The following is a 19,091-nucleotide window of genomic DNA, read 5'->3' on the forward strand; positions in this document are numbered from 1 at the left end:
CCGCCAGTTTTCAGCCGTCTGTTGGGGGCAATTTACGGTCAGCAGCAAACTGGCGCAGGTACTTCACAGCCACGCGCAGGTCTTTGGGCCATTCGGCGGTTATTTCCACCATTTGCCCGGTCACGGGGTGGGGCAGGGCAAGCCGCTCGGCGTGGAGGGCCACGGTTTGAATTAAAGGCCGCTCCGTGTGGCCGCGCTTGAGCCGGTAGCCGGGTTTGAGTGAGGAGAGCAGCAGCGGCTGGCCGCCGTAAAGGGCATCGCCGCAAATAGGCAGGTGGCAGTAGCGCAGGTGGACGCGAATTTGATGGGTGCGGCCGGTGAGCGGGCGGCACTCCAGGAGGGTGTAACCGCGAAAACTTTCCCGGATGCGAAACTGGGTGAGTGCGCGTTTGCCTTTTTGCCGGTCCACGCGCCAGTAGCCGACTTTGACGGGATGCATGGCGATGGGGGCATCCACCTGCCAGGCGGGTTCAGGGGGGGTGCCCTGGACGAGGGCGGCATAGACTTTCAGGGGTTTTTCCGAGCCGAATAAGCTGGCCAGGGCGGTGAGGACCGGTTTGCTCTTGGCCAGCAGCAGGATGCCGGTGGTCTCGAAGTCCAGCCGGTGGGCGTTCATGAGATAGGTCAGATTGCGGTCTTTGGCCCACGGTTTGCCCTCCCGGATGCCCTCGTGCAAAAGGCGCATCAGGTTGGGCCGCGCCGGGTCATAACGGTCCGGCGAGGTGAGCAGCCGGGCCGGTTTGGCCAGCGCCAGCAAATGTTCATCCTCGTAAAGCACGGGGATTTCCCAGTACTCCCGCGTGGGACGGGAAGAGAGTTTAATCACGTTGTCGCTCATGGCGGGCTGCTTTGGGCACAGTGGGGTTGAGCGCCGCCAGTTCGGCGGCAAAAATCTGCTGGTAAATCTCGCGAATGGCCTTGCGCCATCGGGCAACGGCCTGTCGAAAATCTTCGGGCGTGGCAAAACCGCAGCGGACGGAGACACGGTAGAAGGGGGCGGGGTCGGCGGGCAGCTCCGATTCCCCCTCGTAGCTCCAGCGGCGCAGGATGATTTCCACGCGGCGCAGTTGCCGGAAGTTATCGGTGAGCGTGGCGGCGGCCATGGGGTCCAGGGCGCCGGAGGCCTGCAATGCCTGCAGCGCCTGCAGGGTGTTGGGGGCATAGAGGCCATGCGCAAGCGCCAGGGTTTGGGCAATAAATTCAACGTCCATGATGCCCCCCGCGCCGGTTTTTATGGCCAGGGCCTCCTTACCCGGAGGGGTGCGCTCTTTTTCAATGCGCCAGCGCATGCGCACAATGTCCTGCCGCCATCCGGGTTGATACGCGGATAGGGGCAGGTCTGGCTGGGCGAAATTGGTTAATCTTTGCGCCAGCGCCGTGAATTCCCGGCCCACGGCGGCATCCCCGGCCACGGCGCGGGCCCGGCTGAGGGCCTGGATTTCCCAAAGCTGGGCGCGCTGACGGTAGTAGGCCTCGTAAGCCTCCAGGGCATTGACCAGCAATCCTTTTTCCCCATCGGGCCGCAGCCGGGCGTCGGTGTGAAATACGCTGCCGTCGGCGGTTTTTTCGGAAAGCAGGGCCATGATTTCCGCAGCCAGGGGAGTCAGACGGTGCAGATGGCGGCTGCCTCTGGCGGCCACGAACAAGAGATCCAAATCGCTGCCGTAAGTCAGCTCCGCGCCACCCAACTTGCCCAGTCCGATGATGGCAAAAGGGGGTTTTTTCAGACGGTGCCTGCGCATGACCACCTCGACGGCATATTGCAGGCAGGCATCCGCCAGGGCGGAAAGTTCGGCCAGGTTCTGTTCTGGATCGGCCAGCCCGATGATCTCGCGCAGGCCGATGCGCATGAATTCCGTGGCGAAGTAGCGCCGGAGCCATTGGGCCTGGTCGGCATCCTGAAGGCCGTGGCGCAAATCGGCCAGCGTTTGCTCGGCGGTTTTGCTGCGGCGCAACTGGCCGCTGGCCACCAGATCATCCACCAGATCGGGCGTGCGGATGGCGGTTTCGGCCAGGTACTCGGAGCGGTCAAACAACAGCACCAACATCTCAAAGAGCGAGGGCTGGCGGGTCCACGCCTCATAGAGCATGGCGCGTGAGCCGTAGGCCGCAATGAAAGCGTCCAGGCGGGCCAGCACGCGGTCGGGGTCGGAGAGGGTCCGCGGCCCTAGGTTGGTGATGCGCCCCTGGGCATCCTTGCGTGGACACCAGGTGAGCAGGCGGCCGGCCAGCTCGCGGGCCGAGGTTTCAGACTGGGCGGATAAATGGCCGTAGCCCGGGCCGTGCAAAAACTCCGCCATCCATTTCAAGGCCGCGGGCGGATCACGGAAGCTGCACTCGGCCAGCAAGCTGAGCCAGATCTCTTCGTGTCCCGCGATGCGGGGTGGCAGCCATGGCCCGGCCGGGGTGGGCGGGGGCGTTTGAAACCGGTTTTCATAGGCCGCCCGGACGCGCTCCTGGTAGGCCCGCCATTGTCTGGCAAAGGCCGTCCAGGAAGGGAAGCCCATCAAGGCCGCCAAGCGTTTTTGGGCGGCCGGGTTTTCGGGGATGGTATGGGTCTGGCGGTTGTTCTCCATCTGAAGGCGATGCTCCACATTGCGCAGGAAACAATAAGCCTCCGTCAAAGCCTGGGCCTCTTCGGCTTGCAACAGCCCATACTTGACCATGGCCTGAAGGGCGGGGAGGGTTTGGGGAATTTGCAGAAAGGGGTTGCGTCCGGCATGGAGCAGTTGGGTGACCTGCACAATGAATTCGATTTCGCGGATGCCGCCGCGTCCCAGTTTGACATTCCGCTCCAGCTCTCCGCTGCGCACCACCTCGGCCTCGGTGCGCGCCTTCATGGCCGCCACGTCGGCGATCACCCGCTCACTGAGCATTCGGGGGTAGCGGAAAGCCTGGATGGTTTCGGCAAATTCATGCGCCAGACCCGCATCGCCGGCCACGGGGCGCGCCTTGATGAGCATCATGCGCTCCCAGGTTTGGCCCCACTGGGCGTAATAATTCTCATAACTTTCCAGCGAGCGCGCCAGCGGGCCGGCCTTGCCTTCGGGCCGCAGCCGGAGATCAATGCGGTAAAGCTGGCCCTCCGTCGTGACCCGCCCCACCTCGGCCACGAAGGCTTCCGCCATGCGGCAAAAGAACTGGTGATTGGTGAGGGAGGTTGCGGCGGGGCCAACATGGCGCGGGGGATTTTTGGCGACGATGCCCTCGGCGGCGTACACGAAAATGACGTCCACATCCGAGCTGTAGTTGAGTTCCTGCCCGCCCAGTTTGCCCAGACCCAGGACGCACCAGGGGGTGATTTCCCACTGGTTTTCGGCGACGGCATGCCAGGGCTGGCCGTAACGGCGGGTGAATTGCTCGTACACCACGCGCCCCACGGCTGAGAGACAGACATCAGCCACATCCGACAGCTCCTTGATAATGGAGGTGGCGGGCGCCAGGCGGGCGAGGTCGCGGGCGGCGATGCGCAGCATCTGGCGCTGTTTGAACTGGCGCAGCCGGCGGAGGGCGCCGGCGTAATCCTGCGCCTCGAGGGCAGGCTGAAGCCACCCTTGGACTTCCTGGCGCAATCCGGCGAGGGCCCGCGGTTGCGCCAGCGCCTCCACGTCGAGCAAATCAGCGAGGCATTCCGGGTGGGCCTGCAGCCATTCGCTGAGGTATTGCGAGCCGCTGAACAGGGCGCACAGTGCCTGGCGCGCCTCTGGACGGGCGCTTTCCAACATCGGGCCGGCGCTGGTCTGGGACAGCGCCTGGTAATATTGCTGCGCCCGCTCAGGGACGGGCGCTTTTTTGATGGCAGCGGCCCACGAGGTGCGGCTCATGGCGCCATTAAACGGCAAAAACCGCCGCGCTGAAAGCCTGAAACCGCAGGCGATGGTTATATTCGTGTCCTTTCGCGCCATCCCCGCCGCGGGGTTGAGGAGGGCTGGCATAACCGTTGACGCGAAGCGCCGGGCTCGTTACAACCTCCCCAGCGATGCATGAAACGCGCTAAAGCACAGGCTCCTCGATATCGTCGCATCCTGCTCAAGCTCTCCGGCGAAGCCATGGGCGGCAAGGATGGTTATGGGATCAATCCGCAGGCCATCCAGGCCCTGGCCGCCCAAATTGGCGAGGTGCGCCAGCTTGGCGTGCAGGTGGTGATCGTGATTGGCGGCGGCAACATTTTTCGCGGGCTGCAGGGGAGTGAACAGGGCATTGAACGGGCCACGGGCGATTACATGGGGATGCTGGCCACCATCATCAACGCCCTGGCCCTGCAGGATGCGCTGGAGAAACAGGGCATCCCGACGCGGGTTCAGAGCGCGTTGAACGTCATGCAGGTGGCCGAGGCGTTCATCCGCCGGCGCGCGGTGCGTCACCTGGAGAAGGGCCGGGTGGTCATCTTCAGCGGCGGCACGGGCAACCCCTATTTTTCCACCGACACGGCGGCGGCCTTGCGCGCCAACGAAATTGGGGCCGAAGTTTTGCTCAAAGCCACCAAGGTGGATGGCATCTATGACAGCGACCCGCGCAAGAATTCGCAGGCCAAACGGTACGATCAGATCACGTATTTGGAGGCCTTGCAGCGCCGTCTGCAGGTGATGGATTCCACGGCCTTCTCCCTGTGCATGGACAACCGGATGCCGATCATTGTGTTCGATTTGTTCAAACCGCACAATCTGCGCCGGGTGGTCATGGGCGAGAAGGTCGGCACGCTGGTCACGGGTTGAGGCCCGCCGGGCTTGCCGGCTCACTGCCATGCCCGAGCTGCCGGAAGTTGAGGTTTTGGTGCGTCACCTGGGGCCGCAGTTGGCGGGCCGCCGCATCAGCGAGGTTCGGGTTTTCCACGCCAAGGTGGTGCGGCCACATCGTCCCACCGAGTTTGCCCGCGCGGTCCGCGGGGCGCGCTTTCATCAAGTCCGGCGCCGGGGGAAATATCTCCTTTTTGATCTGGAGCAGCTCGGGGGTGGGACGCTCCTTATGGTGGGGCATTTGGGCATGACGGGCCGCATGTATTTAACTTCACCGTCGGCTCCGTGGCCGGCGCATGTTGGAATATGTTTCCAGTTGGAGGACGCCCGGCTGGTTTATGTGGATCCCCGGCGTTTTGGGCGCATGACCCTGGAGGCTGCCGTGCTGCAGCATTTGGGGCCCGAGCCGCTGGACCGGCAATTTACGGCCCGGCGGTTGCAGGAGCATCTGGCCGGCAGCCGGCAGGCCATCAAAGTGCGGCTGATGGATCAGCGGGTGGTGGCGGGCGTGGGCAACATCTACGCCAGCGAAGCCCTGTGGCGCGCCGCCATTTCTCCGCGCCGGGCCGCGGGGCGCCTGGGCAGGGAAGCGTGCGGGCGGTTGTGGCGGGCGTTGCGGGCGGTTCTGCGGGAGGCCATTGCCTGGGGCAGCACGATACCCCTGGATTTTGCCGGGCGGGAAAAGGGTGAAAAACTCTTTTACTTTGGCGTGCGGGAAGGGAAGCCGGGCTATTACCATGAGCGTTTGCGGGTGTATGATCGGGCGGGCCAACCTTGCCTGCGCTGTGGGGCCGGGATTCGCCGCATCATCCAGGGCGGCCGCAGCACGTATTATTGTCCGGCCTGTCAGCGGTAACGCCGGCGGGATCAAGGTTTGAGCCGGGGCGGCACGGCGGCCGGAGGGGGCGCGGGGGCGGGCGCGGTGCTGCGGGGCGGCGGCCGATTGGTGCGAAAGGCCGAGCGCAGGAGCCAGTGCCGGCGCAGGCCCTGAATGAATTGATCTGTGTTGCGGATCAAGTCCGATATCTCGCTTAAAATATTGGTGTTGGATTCCACCTGCCGGTTCAAATTGCTGGTCATGAGGGCCAGGTTTTCCAAGGTGAGATTCACATGGTCAATCAGGTTGTCCAGGTTGGTGTCGGTGTTGCCGATGGCCGTGTTGGCGGTGTCGAGGGTGGCGCTGGCGGAGCGCAGGACGGTCAACAATTCCCGATGCACATTGGTGGGCAGGAGCCATTCTCCCAGGCTGCCTTGGGGTTGCGCCAGGGTTTCCGAAATGCGGGCCAGGTTGGTGAACATGGGCCGCAAGTCGCGCACGGATTGTTGTAGCTCGGCGGTCAATTCTCCGGCGTGGGTGACCGCGGGGCGCGCGTTGGTCAGCAGGCGTTCCAGTTCCGCGGTGGCCCGCACGGCATTATCCAAGGCTTGGGCCAGTTGATTGGTGAGGGTCAAAAAGCTGGGCAAGGCCCGTTCTGCCTGGGTGATGATGCGTTCCAAACGCTCCGTCAGGGCCGGGGATTCTTCGGGTTCGATGAAGATGTCCTTTTCCTCCTGATAAGGCAGGTAAAAGCGGGTGGGCTGCTCCCGGTGGATGGCCTGGACCACCAGCGCGGCCATTTCTTCGGGCGATTCCACAAAGCCCTTGGCGCTGTACTCCCAGGGACTGGCCGACACCTTTTGGATGAAGGCCGCGATTTCCTTTGCCTCCTGGTCGGGGGCATTGGTGGCGCCGAGGCAGGCGACCACCTTGGCGGTGAATTTTTTTACGGCCTGCACATCCAGCCGCCCGACGATCGGGCTGCGGGGGTCTTGGGGATTGGCCAGCCGCAGCAGGGGGATGCCGAGCTGGCCTTTGGTGATTTCCAAGCCGCGATTGCCGAGAAAGTCCGTGGGCACCACCTTGGCGCGGGAGTCGCTCCAGAGGTAACCGCAATAGTGGTTGGCATCGCGGCGGACGACAAAAAAGATGGTGATGTTGCCGTACTGGAAATTGGGATCGTTGGGCACGACGCGGGTCACCTCGCCAATGGGAAAGCCCATGAGCCGCACCGGGTCACCCGGCTTCAGGCCGGCGGCGGTGTTCACGAAGGTGGAGAACAGGACTTTTTCCTGAAACCATCCCTTGCGCTGGGCGGTGTGCCAGACATAGTACACAAAGCCCGTCAGCAGCAGCGCGCCGGCCAGCAGCACAAACCACCCCACCGCGCTTTCCAGGCGGCTCAGGCGCGTGCGCAACTGCGGTGTCAGATCCTGCAAGGGCATGGCTGGATGCCAGGCGTTGATTTACCTGTTTTACGGCGGCGAGGCGAGCAAATGATGCGCGGCCAGCCAGGCGTGTCCCTCGGCTGCCGAGGGGAAGGTTGCCAGTTGACGTTGATGGACCACGGCCAGGCGTGAGCACCCGGACAGCCAGGGCTCCGGTTCATCCACCGCCAGCACGAGCGCGGCGACGGAAGGGACGTGTGATGGCAGGGCGGATAATTTGCTCTGCCACCATTGGCGTTCCTGGGGGTCCGCCCCCCGCCAGGGATGGTCCAGAAACAAGAGTCGCGGTTGCAGGGCCAAGGCCCGGGCCAGACCGGCCCGGGGCAGCCATGCGCGCGGCAGTCGGACGGGGGCTTCGCTGGCGTAAGGCCCAAGTTCCAGCCAATCCAAGAGGGGGGTAATTTGCGCGATCGCCTCGGCCCAGGGCTTGGAGTGGTGATAGGCCTGCGGCAACGCCACGTTTTGGGCCACCGTCAGCTCCGGAAACAAGCGTCCGCCACCCTCGAAAACCAGGCCCACTTTTTGACGAAGCGGCAACAGCTCAGGCTCGCGCAGGTGATGGAGGCATTGGCCAAACAGCCAGACCTCGCCCTGCAGGGGGCGTTGAATGCCGGCCGCGGTTTGCAGCAAAGCCGATTTGCCGGCCCCCGGCGGGCTGAGGATCAGCCAGCGCTCCCCGCTGGTGATGGCCCAGTCCACTTGTTGCAGCAGGGCCACGGAGGGGGCGCGCGGGGAGGCGATGTCTGCGCGGCGCAACTCACACAGCACTTCCTTGGCTGATGAAGGGGGTGCGCTCATGGTGGGCGTTTAACTGGCCAGGAAAACCACCATAAACAGGGCGTCCAGGGCCACGATGCCGAGCAGGCCCTGGACAGTGGCCCGCACGGTGGCCTGGGAAACGTCCTCCAGCGTCAAAGGCCGGGCCAGCCCTTGATAGCACGTGGTGATGGCGATGAGCACGCCAAAGAGCAACGCCTTCAGCCCCACCAGCACAAAGTCCAATGCACGCAGCGCCCCGGCCAGTTGGGCCAGGTAGTCTGTGGGCGTGACGGGCACATCCTGAAGAAAAGCGAAGACGTAGCCAAAGGCCAGGGCGGCTACCGTCAGATAGATGCTCAAGGTAAAGGCACCAAGAACCATGCCCACCATGCGCGGGGCCACCAGATAATGCACCGGGTCAATGCTGAGGGCTTCCAGCACTTCCACCTCCCCCAAAGCTCGCGCCGTGCCCAGCTCGATGACGGTGGCGGTGCCCACCCGCAGGAGGATGAGCAGCGCCGCCGCCAGCGGTCCCAGCTCGCGAACCACCACGCTGACCATGATGGTGCCGGCAAAATCTTGGGCTCCCACCCGGCTCAATAAGACGACACTCTGGCCGATGACCACAAAGCCCAGGGTCATGGCCAGAAACAGGGCCATGGGCAGCAGCCGCAACCCGGCCCGGTAAAGATGTTGGCGCATCATCGGCCGGATTAGGGGGCAGGCCACGGCCCCTTTGGAGACGAGCACGCCCAGGGTAATCAAACCAAAGGCCAGCAGGCCCTGCACGGCATGCAGCGCCTCATGCAACCGATGGCCGATGGCCGCCGGCCAGGAGCGCGCTGGCAAGTTGCTGGAGGCCGCCGGTGTCATGTTGGCTCAAGGCACATACCCCAACCCTGCGCGCTGTCCTGCTGGAAGCGCCGGGCAGGTCCGGCTCACGGTTTGACTGTCGTAGGCGGCGCGGAAGGGGCTGCCGAATCCGGGGGCCAGAGGAAGGATTTGCGCTCGCCCAATAATTGAGGACCGTCCCATAAAGTCACCCGCCAGGCGGAGATTTCTCCGAGGTTTTTGTAATCCTCTCCGCTGATGGAAAGGGAGACCCATCGTCCTAGGAAGGTGGTCTTTTTGACTTCTGCTTCCAGCACCCTGGCCTGGGGCTGTCCGGCCTTCATGGCGCGCAATTCCACGCGCACCCTGGGCTGGGTGGCTTTAGCCAGCCGGTACTGGATATCAAAACGCAGGCCGGCGCGTTCTTCCGGTTTGTCCCGCAGGTAGGCCTGATAAGCATCGCGGTCATAGAGGCTGGGGCTGAGCGAATGCCGGCCCTTTTGGTCCAGATAATGCGGCAAAATTTTGAGCAATTTGCCTGACGCGGCAAACCCGTGGGCGGCCGCCGCCAGCCACAGCACAACAACCAGCCATCGCACGTGATGCTTCATGGAAGGAAGCATAATGCGCCCAATGGACGGGGAAAGCCAAAATGCAGGGGTTTAACGCCGCCGCCGGGCCTGAGGCCCGGCGCGTCATGGAGCAGGACTGCTATTCCACGGCCTTTTTATGTTGCCGGGCGGCGCGCAGCCACGTCAAAAACAGGAAGGGTGCGCGATGACCGGCGAACCCTGCCGTCACGGCCATCCCATGGCGGGACTCGCGACGCGCCTGGAAAAGGCGGCGGGCCACCGATTCGGCCACGGCAGCGGGCAGCGGTTGCAGGCTGGGTTTTTGGTTTCGCATTACGCCCTAATATCGCACTAAATTGTGTCTGCGCAATGGCGGGACGGTAAAAAATCGCCGAAAAAAGTGAATTTAAGCGAAATGCGGCAGATTCTGGACCGGGAAGGGATTCGTTTGACCCGATCCCTGGGACAGAATTTTTTGCATGATGCCAACCAACTGCAGCGCATTGTAGGCGCGGCCCGGCTGCAACCCGGAGATCAGGTGTTGGAAATCGGGCCGGGGCTGGGAGCTTTGACTGAGTGGCTGGTGCGTGAGCCGGTGCGCGTGCTGGCTGTGGAAGTGGATCGCCGGCTGCACGAGTTGCTGCGCCAGCGCCTGGCAGCCGCGGACAATCTGACGCTGGTTCTGGCGGATGCTCTCGAATATCTGCGCACGACCCCCCAGGACTGGCGCGCCTGGAAAGTCGTTTCCAATTTGCCCTATTCAGTGGCCTCCCCCATCTTGGTGGAGCTGGCCTTGCATCCCTTGGGGCCGCAACAAATGACCGTCACCTTGCAATGGGAAGTGGTGCAACGTCTGATGGCGCGCCCCGGTAGCGCCGATTACGGCGTGCTGACCTTGTTGATCCAACTGGATTACCTGGTGCAGGACTGGTTCAAGATTCCGGCCGGCTGTTTCTTCCCTGTGCCGGAGGTGGATTCGGGTTGCCTCACCTTGTGCCGGCGGCCGGCTCCGCTGCTGGCGGCGTCTCTCCGGCCGGCGTTCGTTCAATTGGTGAAACAAGGATTTTCCCAGCGGCGGAAGATGCTGCGCAAGCTGCTCAAGGCCCTGCGCCCGGAGGCGGAGGTGGATCATGCCCTGGCCGGGCTGGGGCTGCCGCCCACGGTGCGGGGTGAGGCATTGTCGCTGGAGCAATGGGTGGCTTTGACGCGCCAGTTGGGGGAAATGCATGTTTAATTTGCAGTTCAATGAAATTACGCGCGAGTCGCTGGAGGCGGCACTTCCGCTGTTGCTCCTGCTGCTGGCGTTCAATGGCGCGGCCACGCTCATGGCGCTGCTCTACGCCTTTTATGCGCGCCAGCCCCACATCTTCCAGAAAGGCAGCGATGGCCGGCTGCCCTTCTTCTCCTGGGTGGTGTTCTGGCCCTATTTCTTTTACAATTACGCGCAGTTGCTCGCCTGGCGTTTCCTGTCGCGGGAACCGGCCTTTGCGGAAGTCGAGCCTGGGCTGTATTGGGGGCGCCGCCTGTGCCGGGACGAGCGCCATCGCATTGAAGCCATGGAGCCGCTGGCCGTGCTGGATTTGACCGCCGAGTTTGCCGAGCCGGAATTCATGCGGGAGCAGGGGGAATACCTGCGCCTGCCCATTTTGGATATGACTCCGCCGCGGCCGCGCGATTTTGAGCGCGCACTGGCGTTCATCCGGGATCATCGAAAGCGCCAAAATATCTATGTTCATTGCGCGCTGGGGCATGGACGAGCCGCCGCCATCTTGGCGGCTTATCTGGTGCAGGAGGGCCGTTGCGCCACAGTGGAGGAGGCGGAGGCCTGGTTGCGTGGCCGGCGGCACGGCGTGCGATTAACCCGCGCCCAGCGCAAGGCCGTGAAGCGCTATTTAGAAGGCAAACGGGCCGCTCCCTCTGCATGAAATCGGGCATTCCCTGCAGGCTCCTTTTGTGGGCCGCCCTGATGTGGTGGGGCCATGCCCACCTGGCGGCCGCCGATGGCCGGGGCCCGTCCTATTCACCGGTGCAGGTTTTCTCCAATGGCGTGGTGGTGTGCCCGGCAGGCAGCTTTGCAAGAGGCCATGCCGGGGCGGCAGCCGTGCTCCGGCTGGATTTTGGGCTGCCCCCGGTGCCGCCCCGGCGTCGTTTCCAAGTGGAGGATTTGCCCATTTTACAGACGGAATGGGAGCATCTGGGCGTGCGTTACACCCAGCGCGTGCTGGTGACCCGCCTCGGCGAGGGGCCGCCGGATGGTCTCAGTGAAGATGCCGTCCTCACCATCCAAATTGCCGGGGAAAGTCTGGTGCCGGAATATACCAACGCCAGCGCCAGTCTGAGGGTGCAGGTCGGGCGCGACTGGTGGCCCCTGGAATTGCGCGGGGGTTGGATATACAGCCCGGAGCGGAGCCAGATTGATCCCCTGGCGTTTCTGGACATCCCCTCCGTGGGCATCGTGAAAACCAACGGGCTGCGCCTGGAGTTTCAAGGGCACATGCCGCCTGCCAACTCGGGCGCGATGACGTTGTACCTGCCGCGTCAGCGCCTCACCAGCGGGCCGGCGCGGGAGCGCCTGATGGACATGGAATTCAACGAGATCTTTCAGCGGGTGCGCGATTTTTGGCGCCGGCCGGAGGCGAAACAATTACGCCCGCCCCTGACCTGGGGTGATGCCCCGGGCGGCAGGGCGGGCGAAACCCATCCGTGAGCTGCTGGAGAGGTTGCGGCTGCCGGATTACAACTCTTTGATGCGGATGTTCCGGAATTCCACCTTCATTTTGACTTTGGGGTGGATTTGCAGGCCGATGGGGGCGGCGCCGGCGTATTTCTCATTGGTATATTCGGTGACCTGCTGGCCATTGAGCCAAACGGTGAACGTATTGCCTTTGGCCTGGAGGCGGATGGTGTTCCATTGGCCGGGCTTGAGATATTTATCCACGTCTTTGGCTTGCCCCGCCACAGGATAGCGCTCGGCGCCGCCGGTGTAGAAGCTGCAGGTCATGTCGCGTTTGAGGGAGCTGGAGATGCCGATCTGCATTTGCAGCTCCGGCTTGCGCACCATGTAGCCGGAATCAATGTCGCCCTGCCAGCGGACGTCGGCTTCAAAAATGAAATCCTGGTAGCTCTTTTCCGTGTAGAGCATGCTGCCTTTGAGGGTCTCATCATTTTCCCCCACCAGCACGCCGTCCACGACTTTCCAGAACACGTTGCTGGCCGGGACACGCCAGCCGGTCAAATCTTTGCCATTGAAGAGGGTGACCCAGTCGCCCGCTGCTTGAGCGGAGAGGGTTGCCAGAACAAAAGCCCCCAGCAGGGCTGCTACCAGGGCGCGCGATTTAGCCGAAAAAGACATGGTTTTCATAGGTTGACTCAACAAGACTTTATCAAGTTTAGACTGCCGTGGGCAGTTTTTTCTTCATCGGCCGCTTCTTGTTGATGGGTTGTTGCGACGGCTTTCCTTGTTGAGGAGGGGGCAATAAGCGCTACGAATCAGATTTAAAAAACCTCTGCTTTTGCTGAACTCAAGTTGTTCCAACAGTTTATTGGTATGCGTCGCATCTGCTTTGACCACCGGCGGGGTGCGGGATTGGCAGGCCTGCTGCTCTTGGCAGGCCTGCTCTCCGCGCAAACCCCGCAATTTGTCCGTCCGCGCTGGACGGCGGAAGCCGAATTGCAACTGGAGCTGCAAGCGGCCAATGGTCAGCGTTATCAGTTGCAATGGACCACCAACCTGGTGGACTGGCAGGGATTGGCCACGACGGCCAGCACGGGCCTGGTGCAGCATGTGGACACGGCGGCGCCTTACCTGCCGCTGCGGTTTTATCGCGCCGTGCAGGCTGCCACCAATGCGCTCACCGGCGATCACCTGCCCACCGCCCAGGGGGAGGCTGTGATGCGGCATTTCAACCATGCGTCGTTTCTGCTGTGGTGGAATAACCGGGCCATTTATGTGGATCCCACAGCCACCAACTACGTCAGCCAGGGTTATCCACGGGCGGATTTAATCCTGGTCACCCATAATCATAGTGATCATTACAACCGTAATGCGTTGAATGCCCTGACCAATGCCGGCACCGTGTTGATTGTCTCCTCCAACGTTTTTGCTTCGCTGGTTTCCGCCGGGAGTCCGCTCACCAATCGGTCGGTGCGCCTGCTCAATGGCCAAACCACCGAGCAGCAAGGGGTGCACGTCGAAGCGGTTCCGGCCACCAACAGCAATCATCCCTTGGGCGCCGGGAATGGCTACATCGTCACCCTGGGGGGCATGCGTATATATATTAGTGGCGACACCAGCGAAACCATTGACCGCAGCCGCATCACCAACATAGAGGTGGCCTTTGTCTGTTGTGATGGCCAGTATAACATGGGTCCGGCGGCGGCAGCGCAGTTTGTCCGCGCCATCCGGCCCAAGGTGGTGTACCCGTACCATTACAACCAGGCCAATCCCGCGGCGCTCAAAGTGCAGGTGGGCCGGGATTTGGGCATCGAGGTCCGTTTGCGTCCATGGGAATAGCCCCTCGGGGCGATGTTTTCCGGCCAAGTCTACGACGGGGTGGGACTTCAGCCCGCCTCCCTTTCTTTTGCGGGCGTGCCGGCGGCGGGGCAGCCAAAATGCGCTTGCGCGGGTGGAGGGTGGCGGTTAGGTTTTGCTCGCGGAAGGCGTCTCAAAATCCGCCCCGCAGCAACGGACTGAAGGCATGAGCACGGGCAACGCCACGGAATTCGGCTACAATTCCAAGATCGAAGGCGGGGTAATTCACACCCGCCTGGAGGCGGCGTTGAACTGGTGCCGTAAAAACAGCCTGTGGCCCATGCCCATGGGACTGGCCTGTTGCGCGATTGAATTGATGGCCACCGGCGCCAGCCGGTTTGACATCTCCCGCTTTGGGGCCGAGGTGATGCGCTTTTCCCCGCGGCAGTCGGATGTGATGATTGTGGCCGGCACAGTGACCTACAAGATGGCGCTGGTGGTGAAGCGGATTTACGAGCAGATGCCCGATCCCAAATGGGTCATTGCCATGGGTGCCTGTGCCTCCACCGGGGGGATGTACCGTAGTTATGCCGTACTGCAGGGGGTGGACCATATCATCCCGGTGGATGTATATGTGGCCGGCTGTCCGCCGCGCCCCGAAGCGCTGCTCGACGCCTTGATTCGCTTGCAGAATAAAGTGGCCAGAGAACCCATTTTCCGTCCGCAAGCCGCATGAACGAAACCCTGACCGAGCTGGTGCGCCGTTGCCGCGAACGTTTTCCGCAAGTGCTGGGAGAACCGGTGGAGTTTCGCGGGGAGGTGACACTGATTCTCCATGATGCCGCCCAGGTGGCGGAGGTCTGCCGTTTTGCCCGGGACGAGCTGGGATTTGATTATCTGCTGGACATTTCCAGCGTGGACAACTACGGCGAAGACCCGCGCTGGACGGTGGTTTATGAGCTTTACGGCCTGAAACATCGTTGTCACCTGCGCTTGAAAACCTCCGTGTCCGAGGAAAAATCCGAGCTGCCCACGGTCAGCCACCTCTGGGGCACGGCCGACTGGCATGAGCGCGAGATTTACGACATGATGGGGATTCGTTTTGCCGGCCATCCGGATTTGCGGCGCATCATCATGTGGGAGGGCTATCCTTACCATCCCTTGCGCAAGGATTTTCCGCTGGCCGGCAAATCCACGGAATTGCCCGAGGTGGCGTTCACGCAGCCGGCGCCGCTCGAAGGCGGGCCGTTTGTCACCCAGCCCGGCGCGCCAGATGCCATTCACCGCGAACCGCGGGTGAGGGAGGTGGAGTCCTGATCATGAGCCAGACGCAGGACATTGCCTTCCGGGAGCCGGCCGCCCGTGCCCAACAGGCGTTGCAGGAGGTTTCCCCCGGCGAGCTGGGTGAATTGCAGGGGGACAAGCTGCTCCTGAACATGGGGCCGTCTCATCCCTCGACGCACGGCGTGTTGCGGCTGCTGTTGGAACTGGACGGCGAGGTCATCGTCAGGGCCACGCCGGACATCGGTTATTTGCATCGCGGCGATGAGAAGATCGCCGAGAACATGACCTATACCCAGTTTATTCCGTACACCGACCGGCTGGACTATCTGGCGCCGCTGGCCAACAACGTGGCCTATGCGCTGGCGGTGGAGAAATTGCTGGGCATAGACCGCGCGCTCCCGCCGCGCTGTCAATACATCCGCGTGATTTGTTGCGAGCTGGCCCGTATCTCCTCGCATTTGTTGGGCATTGGTTGCTACGCGATGGATTGCGGGGCGATGACGGTGTTTTTGCACACCTTCACGGAGCGCGAAAAAATTTACAACCTGTGTGAATGGCTCACCGGCGCCCGTTTTACCACGAGCTACACCCGCATTGGGGGGCTGTCCCGGGACCTGCCGCCGGGCTGGGTGGATCAGTGCCGCAAGTTTTGTGACGAAGTGCTGGTGGAAATTGACGAGGTGGACCAGCTCCTGACCCGCAACCGCATCTGGGTGGAGCGCACGCGGGACATTGGCATCATCTCCCGGGAAGATGCCATCAGTTACGCCCTGAGCGGCCCCAATTTGCGCGGCAGTGGCGTGGAGCATGACGTGCGCAAGGCGCATCCATATCTTTGCTACGCGGAGTTGGAGTTTGAGGTGCCGGTGGGCAGTGTGGGCGACTGCTATGACCGCTACCTGGTGCGCATGGAGGAAATGCGCCAGAGTGTGCGCATCATCCGGCAGTGCCTCGATCGCCTGCCCGGCGGGCCGGACAACCGGAGCGGCGAGCCGATCAATGTGCCGGACGGGAAGATCGTGTTGCCGCCGAAACAGAAGGTGTTGACGAGCATGGAGGAGCTGATTCACCAGTTCATGCTGGTGACGCAAGGGGTGAACGCCCCGCCGGGCGAGGTTTATTTTGGCGCCGAAAATCCCAAAGGCGAGCTGGGCTTCTATATCAACAGCCGCGGCGGGGGCACGCCCTACCGGTTGAAAATACGTTCGCCCTCGTTTGTGAATCTGAGCATTCTGCCCAAGTTGCTGCCGGGCAACATGATCAGCGATGTGGTGGCCATTCTGGGCTCCATTGACTTTGTGATGGGGGAATGTGACCGCTGAGGAGGGCGCATGAGTTTCAAGGTGGAACCTGATTTTGAGCGCGAGTTGGAGGCGATCATCGCCCGTTATCCGCAGCGGCGCAGCGCGGCGCTCATGCTGTTGCATGCCTTTCAGGAGCGCGAAGGGTACATCTCGCGTCCGGCCCTGGAATGGATTGCGGCCAAACTGGGGGTGGAACCGATCGCCATCTTCGAGCTGGTCACTTTTTATCCCATGTTCCGGCAGGAGCCGGTGGGCCGCTATGTCTTTAAGGTCTGCCGCACTTTGAGTTGCGCCTTGGGCGGCTCGCATGAGCTTTACCGGCATCTGTGCGAAAAACTGGGCTTGGATCCTCACAAACACGGTCTGCAAACCACACCGGACGGCCGTTTTTCCATTGAGTTTGTTGAATGCCTGGCCAGTTGCGGCACCGCCCCGGCCATGATGGTCAATGATGACTTCTTTGAAGGCGTTACCCCGGAAAAAGCGGATCAGATTCTCGCCTCCCTGCGCCGGGCCTAAACGGACGCTCCAGACGCAGGGGCAGGGTGTCGGGGTGTCGGCCAACCCGGCCCGCCAACGTATTTATGTTTGTGCATCAAATTGAAGCCGACGATACCCTCTCCTGGGTCAATGAAGCGTGGCTCCAGTTCGCCCGAGACAACCAGGCCCCGCATTTGACTTTGGAAACGGTCCTGGGCCGGCCCCTGTGGGACTTCATCCACGAGGCCACCATACGGCAGTTTTATCAAATTATTGTGCGTCGGGTTCGTATGGCGGCCCGCGCCATCACGCTGCCTTATCGCTGTGATTCTCCGGACAAGCGCCGTTTTATGCGGATGGAAATCCACCCCTTGGGAGGGGGCCGAATTCAATTCCGCAACTGGATTTTGCGCGAGGAAGTTCGCCCCGCTCTGGAACTGTTGGCCGCCCGGGCGCCTGATCCCTCCCGGCTGGTGGTGATGTGCAGTTGGTGCAAGCGCGTTAGAAATGACCTGACCGCTCAATGGCAGGAGCCGGAAGTGGCGGTTGCGCAAATGCGCTTGTTCAATTGTGCGATCCCGCCCCGCATCACCCATGGGGTTTGCCCCGAGTGCAGCAAAGTGTTGGAGGAGGAAATTGAGCGCATTGGGTGAATTCTTCTGGGTGCGGCGATTCATGGGGATGCCACCCTGTCTGGCTCTCTGTCCTAAAAATGGTGGTATTTGAAATGACCTGGCACAGGCCGGAACACTGCCTGGCGCTGGATGAATGGCTGGTCACCCGGGTGGCCGGGGGGGCGCCGGAAGTGCTGTGGTTTTGGGAGCCGCAAACGCTGTTTGTGGTGGTGGGTTACGGCAATTGTGTCCGGCAGGAGGTCCATTGGGAGGCCTGTGCCGCCGATGGCGTGCCCATTTTCCGCCGCGTCAGCGGGGGAGGGACGGTCCTGCAAATGCCGGGCTGTCTGAATTATTCCTTGATTCTGCGGGTACCCCAGCAGGGGCCTTTAACCACCATCACCGGCGCCAATCATTTCATCATGCAACGTCATGCCGCGGCCCTGAGTCGGGTGCTGGGCCGGCCTGTGGAGGTCAAAGGCATCACGGACCTGGCGCTGGCGGGCCGGAAATGCTCTGGCAATGCCCAGCGGCGCTACAAGGAGGTGCTGCTGTTTCACGGCGTTTTTCTGCTCGATGCGCGGGTGGAGTTGATGGAGCGCTATTTGCGTTTTCCCTCCCGTGTGCCCGATTATCGTCACGGCCGGCGTCATGCGGATTTTGTCGCCAATTTGCAGGTGAGGGCCGAAATCATCAAAACCGCCCTGCGCGATGCCTGGCAGGCGGCAAGTGCGCCACCGCCCCATTGTGAGGAGGAGTTGCAGCCCTATCTGGCCAAATATGCCTCGCCGGCCTGGAACTTGCGTCACTGAGCCGGGCGCGTGGGATATTGGAGAGCCTGGTGGGTTAACCACGCGGCGGCGCGCTCGATAATCTGGGGCAGGCAGGCGGCCACCGGCGGCGTCAGTTGTTCGCTGATGGTGGAGGCATCGGCCACTTCCACGGCGAAAATCCCCACCACCTCCGGCATGACATAGTCCATACGCCGGCCCAAAGTCAAAATCTCCCCCACGCCCAGGAAATGGGGGGACATCCCGGGGAGGGTGGGGAGCTCTTTCTCCCCCACCTCGTGAATCTGGCCGGGGGGAATTTTGCCGGTTTGCACGGAGTCCACCACCAGCATGACCCGGTGGCCGACGATGTAATCGAGCAGCCCCAGACCCATCTCACAAACGGCCTGCACTTCGATGAGCGGATGATGGGCGAAGCGTTGCTGCAATTCCCGCGCCACGATGAGGCCAATTGCATCATCGCTCAAAATGTCATTGCCCAGGCCCAACAGGAGAATGGGTTTTTGCGCTTCCACGGCGCCATGCTTCAAACACCGCGCACGGTTGTCGAGTTGAATTTACCGGGACGGCGGCTCCATCTTTTCTACAACAGGGGCTGGTGGTGCGTGGGCGGCGTTCAAGGCTTGATTACAGTCTGGGTTGCTTTAAGTTTGACGCCATCGGATGGGCCCATAGCTCAGGGGTTAGAGCAGGCGACTCATAATCGCTTGGTCGGGGGTTCAAATCCCTCTGGGCCCACCAGCCACGCGTGGTAGTCAATTTTTCATCGGCCAATAAATCGCCAGAAGTGAACAAGAATTGGCTTGATTTTTTGGGGGAAAAATAATACGCCTACATAAGGATTAGATGCCCTTTTTGTCCGCCTCGCAGCGGGGCTGATGCAAGGACATCCGGTCGCAACGTCTCGTCGAAGCCGTTATGGTGCGAGTGGGTGCTCGTTCTAAACCGGCTCGACGTCGCTGGCTGGCAGTACAAGACGAGCAC

At 62.1% G+C, this 19,091-nt stretch carries 21 protein-coding genes and 1 tRNA gene; 13 read left to right on the forward strand and 9 right to left on the reverse strand.

What is annotated here, in order from left to right; translation table 11 throughout:
• Nucleotides 1-10: 10 nt before the first annotated feature.
• Both N3J91_10130 and glnE read right to left on the reverse strand, forming a co-directional pair.
• Nucleotides 11-838, reverse strand: a complete 828-nt coding sequence (locus N3J91_10130) for an RluA family pseudouridine synthase (GenBank protein ID MCX8156786.1) — start codon at nucleotides 836-838, stop codon at nucleotides 11-13.
• Nucleotides 819-3,824, reverse strand: a complete 3,006-nt coding sequence (gene glnE, locus N3J91_10135; GenBank protein ID MCX8156787.1) for a bifunctional [glutamate--ammonia ligase]-adenylyl-L-tyrosine phosphorylase/[glutamate--ammonia-ligase] adenylyltransferase — start codon at nucleotides 3,822-3,824, stop codon at nucleotides 819-821. The genes N3J91_10130 and glnE overlap by 20 nt, the downstream gene beginning before the upstream one ends.
• 159 nt (nucleotides 3,825-3,983) lie before the next feature.
• Between glnE and pyrH the strand changes: the two genes are divergently transcribed.
• On the forward strand, nucleotides 3,984-4,715 hold the full coding sequence (gene pyrH / locus N3J91_10140; protein ID MCX8156788.1) for a UMP kinase: 732 nt from the start codon (nucleotides 3,984-3,986) through the stop codon (nucleotides 4,713-4,715).
• A gap of 28 nt (nucleotides 4,716-4,743) precedes the next feature.
• Nucleotides 4,744-5,592 carry a bifunctional DNA-formamidopyrimidine glycosylase/DNA-(apurinic or apyrimidinic site) lyase gene (gene mutM / locus N3J91_10145; GenBank protein ID MCX8156789.1) on the forward strand — a complete coding sequence of 283 codons (849 nt, stop codon included), beginning with the start codon at nucleotides 4,744-4,746 and terminating at the stop codon, nucleotides 5,590-5,592.
• An 11-nt stretch (nucleotides 5,593-5,603) separates the two neighbouring features.
• Here the strand turns inward: mutM and N3J91_10150 are convergent, their stop codons facing one another.
• The 5 genes from N3J91_10150 to N3J91_10170 form a co-directional block, all read right to left on the reverse strand.
• On the reverse strand, nucleotides 5,604-6,998 hold the full coding sequence (locus tag N3J91_10150) for an MlaD family protein (protein MCX8156790.1): 1,395 nt from the start codon (nucleotides 6,996-6,998) through the stop codon (nucleotides 5,604-5,606).
• 30 nt (nucleotides 6,999-7,028) lie between these two features.
• Complete coding sequence (locus tag N3J91_10155; protein MCX8156791.1) at nucleotides 7,029-7,799, reverse strand: ATP-binding cassette domain-containing protein; 771 nt, start codon at nucleotides 7,797-7,799, stop codon at nucleotides 7,029-7,031.
• Between the two features lie 9 nt (nucleotides 7,800-7,808).
• Nucleotides 7,809-8,633, reverse strand: coding sequence for an ABC transporter permease (locus tag N3J91_10160; GenBank protein MCX8156792.1), 825 nt, complete (start codon nucleotides 8,631-8,633; stop codon nucleotides 7,809-7,811).
• Nucleotides 8,634-8,698: 65 nt separating this feature from the next.
• Entirely contained in the window at nucleotides 8,699-9,202 is a 504-nt protein-coding gene (locus tag N3J91_10165; protein MCX8156793.1) for a hypothetical protein, read from the reverse strand.
• Nucleotides 9,203-9,302: 100 nt separating this feature from the next.
• Nucleotides 9,303-9,497 carry a hypothetical protein gene (locus N3J91_10170; protein MCX8156794.1) on the reverse strand — a complete coding sequence of 65 codons (195 nt, stop codon included), beginning with the start codon at nucleotides 9,495-9,497 and terminating at the stop codon, nucleotides 9,303-9,305.
• A 66-nt stretch (nucleotides 9,498-9,563) separates the two neighbouring features.
• Here N3J91_10170 and rsmA point away from each other — a divergent pair, with 66 nt between their 5' ends.
• From rsmA to N3J91_10185, 3 genes are read left to right on the forward strand one after another with little or no spacing between them, the layout of a single operon-like run.
• Nucleotides 9,564-10,397 (forward strand): 16S rRNA (adenine(1518)-N(6)/adenine(1519)-N(6))-dimethyltransferase RsmA, encoded by an 834-nt coding sequence (rsmA, locus tag N3J91_10175; protein MCX8156795.1) that lies wholly within the window; start codon nucleotides 9,564-9,566, stop codon nucleotides 10,395-10,397.
• Nucleotides 10,390-11,088, forward strand: a complete 699-nt coding sequence (locus N3J91_10180) for a dual specificity protein phosphatase family protein (GenBank protein ID MCX8156796.1) — start codon at nucleotides 10,390-10,392, stop codon at nucleotides 11,086-11,088. Before rsmA ends, N3J91_10180 begins: the two co-directional genes overlap by 8 nt.
• Entirely contained in the window at nucleotides 11,085-11,870 is a 786-nt protein-coding gene (locus N3J91_10185) for a hypothetical protein (protein ID MCX8156797.1), read from the forward strand. Before N3J91_10180 ends, N3J91_10185 begins: the two co-directional genes overlap by 4 nt.
• A 27-nt stretch (nucleotides 11,871-11,897) precedes the next feature.
• On the opposite strand, the gene N3J91_10190 is transcribed toward N3J91_10185, so the two are convergent.
• A complete protein-coding gene (locus N3J91_10190; GenBank protein MCX8156798.1) occupies nucleotides 11,898-12,524 on the reverse strand; it encodes a DUF1080 domain-containing protein in 627 nt (208 codons plus the stop codon).
• Between the two features lie 186 nt (nucleotides 12,525-12,710).
• Here N3J91_10190 and N3J91_10195 point away from each other — a divergent pair, with 186 nt between their 5' ends.
• The 7 genes from N3J91_10195 (at nucleotide 12,711) to N3J91_10225 (ending at nucleotide 18,128) form a co-directional block, all read left to right on the forward strand.
• A complete protein-coding gene (locus tag N3J91_10195) occupies nucleotides 12,711-13,676 on the forward strand; it encodes an MBL fold metallo-hydrolase (GenBank protein ID MCX8156799.1) in 966 nt (321 codons plus the stop codon).
• A 184-nt stretch (nucleotides 13,677-13,860) separates the two neighbouring features.
• Nucleotides 13,861-14,370, forward strand: a complete 510-nt coding sequence (nuoB, locus tag N3J91_10200; protein ID MCX8156800.1) for an NADH-quinone oxidoreductase subunit NuoB — start codon at nucleotides 13,861-13,863, stop codon at nucleotides 14,368-14,370.
• Nucleotides 14,367-14,951, forward strand: a complete 585-nt coding sequence (locus N3J91_10205; GenBank protein MCX8156801.1) for an NADH-quinone oxidoreductase subunit C — start codon at nucleotides 14,367-14,369, stop codon at nucleotides 14,949-14,951. Before nuoB ends, N3J91_10205 begins: the two co-directional genes overlap by 4 nt.
• Before the next feature lie 2 nt (nucleotides 14,952-14,953).
• Nucleotides 14,954-16,240, forward strand: coding sequence for an NADH dehydrogenase (quinone) subunit D (nuoD, locus tag N3J91_10210; GenBank protein MCX8156802.1), 1,287 nt, complete (start codon nucleotides 14,954-14,956; stop codon nucleotides 16,238-16,240).
• 9 nt (nucleotides 16,241-16,249) lie between these two features.
• Entirely contained in the window at nucleotides 16,250-16,741 is a 492-nt protein-coding gene (locus tag N3J91_10215) for an NAD(P)H-dependent oxidoreductase subunit E (protein MCX8156803.1), read from the forward strand.
• 65 nt (nucleotides 16,742-16,806) lie between these two features.
• Nucleotides 16,807-17,355: a hypothetical protein gene (locus N3J91_10220; protein ID MCX8156804.1), complete on the forward strand. Its 549-nt coding sequence runs from the start codon at nucleotides 16,807-16,809 to the stop codon at nucleotides 17,353-17,355.
• A gap of 74 nt (nucleotides 17,356-17,429) precedes the next feature.
• On the forward strand, nucleotides 17,430-18,128 hold the full coding sequence (locus N3J91_10225) for a lipoate--protein ligase family protein (GenBank protein MCX8156805.1): 699 nt from the start codon (nucleotides 17,430-17,432) through the stop codon (nucleotides 18,126-18,128).
• Here the strand turns inward: N3J91_10225 and N3J91_10230 are convergent.
• Nucleotides 18,122-18,622 carry a hydrogenase maturation protease gene (locus N3J91_10230; GenBank protein MCX8156806.1) on the reverse strand — a complete coding sequence of 167 codons (501 nt, stop codon included), beginning with the start codon at nucleotides 18,620-18,622 and terminating at the stop codon, nucleotides 18,122-18,124. The genes N3J91_10225 and N3J91_10230 overlap by 7 nt on opposite strands.
• Nucleotides 18,623-18,772: 150 nt before the next feature.
• Between N3J91_10230 and N3J91_10235 the strand changes: the two genes are divergently transcribed.
• Nucleotides 18,773-18,848, forward strand: a tRNA-Ile gene (locus tag N3J91_10235).
• Nucleotides 18,849-19,091: the final 243 nt, after the last annotated feature.

It is taken from the genome of Verrucomicrobiia bacterium (assembly GCA_026414565.1).
Classification (GTDB): Bacteria; Verrucomicrobiota; Verrucomicrobiia; order Limisphaerales; family Fontisphaeraceae; genus Fontisphaera.

Coding starts and splice junctions, on each gene's coding strand:
- N3J91_10190 (MCX8156798.1), bottom strand. CDS start 12,524: ATGAAAACCATGTCTTTTTCGGCTAAATCGCGCGCCCTGGTAGCAGCC.
- N3J91_10195 (MCX8156799.1), top strand. CDS start 12,711: ATGCGTCGCATCTGCTTTGACCACCGGCGGGGTGCGGGATTGGCAGGC.
- N3J91_10185 (MCX8156797.1), top strand. CDS start 11,085: ATGAAATCGGGCATTCCCTGCAGGCTCCTTTTGTGGGCCGCCCTGATG.
- glnE (MCX8156787.1), bottom strand. CDS start 3,824: ATGAGCCGCACCTCGTGGGCCGCTGCCATCAAAAAAGCGCCCGTCCCT.
- N3J91_10165 (MCX8156793.1), bottom strand. CDS start 9,202: ATGAAGCATCACGTGCGATGGCTGGTTGTTGTGCTGTGGCTGGCGGCG.
- mutM (MCX8156789.1), top strand. CDS start 4,744: ATGCCCGAGCTGCCGGAAGTTGAGGTTTTGGTGCGTCACCTGGGGCCG.
- N3J91_10170 (MCX8156794.1), bottom strand. CDS start 9,497: ATGCGAAACCAAAAACCCAGCCTGCAACCGCTGCCCGCTGCCGTGGCC.
- N3J91_10215 (MCX8156803.1), top strand. CDS start 16,250: ATGAGTTTCAAGGTGGAACCTGATTTTGAGCGCGAGTTGGAGGCGATC.
- N3J91_10225 (MCX8156805.1), top strand. CDS start 17,430: ATGACCTGGCACAGGCCGGAACACTGCCTGGCGCTGGATGAATGGCTG.
- N3J91_10180 (MCX8156796.1), top strand. CDS start 10,390: ATGTTTAATTTGCAGTTCAATGAAATTACGCGCGAGTCGCTGGAGGCG.
- nuoD (MCX8156802.1), top strand. CDS start 14,954: ATGAGCCAGACGCAGGACATTGCCTTCCGGGAGCCGGCCGCCCGTGCC.
- N3J91_10160 (MCX8156792.1), bottom strand. CDS start 8,633: ATGACACCGGCGGCCTCCAGCAACTTGCCAGCGCGCTCCTGGCCGGCG.
- pyrH (MCX8156788.1), top strand. CDS start 3,984: ATGAAACGCGCTAAAGCACAGGCTCCTCGATATCGTCGCATCCTGCTC.
- nuoB (MCX8156800.1), top strand. CDS start 13,861: ATGAGCACGGGCAACGCCACGGAATTCGGCTACAATTCCAAGATCGAA.
- N3J91_10220 (MCX8156804.1), top strand. CDS start 16,807: ATGTTTGTGCATCAAATTGAAGCCGACGATACCCTCTCCTGGGTCAAT.
- N3J91_10150 (MCX8156790.1), bottom strand. CDS start 6,998: ATGCCCTTGCAGGATCTGACACCGCAGTTGCGCACGCGCCTGAGCCGC.
- N3J91_10155 (MCX8156791.1), bottom strand. CDS start 7,799: ATGAGCGCACCCCCTTCATCAGCCAAGGAAGTGCTGTGTGAGTTGCGC.
- N3J91_10130 (MCX8156786.1), bottom strand. CDS start 838: ATGAGCGACAACGTGATTAAACTCTCTTCCCGTCCCACGCGGGAGTAC.
- N3J91_10205 (MCX8156801.1), top strand. CDS start 14,367: ATGAACGAAACCCTGACCGAGCTGGTGCGCCGTTGCCGCGAACGTTTT.